Source organism: Paraburkholderia sp. BR14320 (genome assembly GCF_040948665.1).
GTDB lineage: Bacteria > Pseudomonadota > Gammaproteobacteria > Burkholderiales > Burkholderiaceae > Paraburkholderia > Paraburkholderia youngii.
Genome location: NZ_JBFPKG010000265.1, coordinates 1 through 458 on the forward strand (window position 1 = coordinate 1; position 458 = coordinate 458).

1 pseudogene is annotated in these 458 nt (G+C 59.4%); it reads right to left on the reverse strand.

The window, feature by feature from the left end:
- Window positions 1-129 (reverse strand): annotated as a pseudogene (locus AB3X89_RS40240) (IS3 family transposase); the annotation flags it as partial.
- Window positions 130-458: the final 329 nt, after the last annotated feature.

A 458-nucleotide genomic window follows, 5' to 3' on the forward strand; every position in this document is an offset into this window, starting at 1 on the left:
CTCCTTGAGCCGATCCTGCTCCTGCGTGCTTGTGCCCGGGCGCAAACCCCGATTCCGCTCTTCCTTGCGCACCCAGCTGCGCAGTGTCTCGCCCGAGCAGCCAAACTTCGCCGCGATCGACGCGATGGATCTCGCGCATCAAGCGCTGCATCGGCGAACGCCTGCTGACGCAGGAGCTTGCGTCGCAGGAAGGCGAAGGCGTAATCATCGCCAACCTGCTGAACCGGTGGAACGCCTTCGGCAAACCGGTTTGCGTCAAAAATGCATAGTCGCGTCCATAGCACGGGAACTTGTACCCATCCGGACAAAGCCGTGCTCGACCACCTGCTCCCTTCACCTTCGCATACCGAAACATATCGTCGCATCTTCAGCATGCCGTGCCCGACATCGATTTGCGCCTCAGGTTTGTTCGTCTGCTCCGTGCATAATCACCGTCGAAACTAGCAACCAGTTGGATG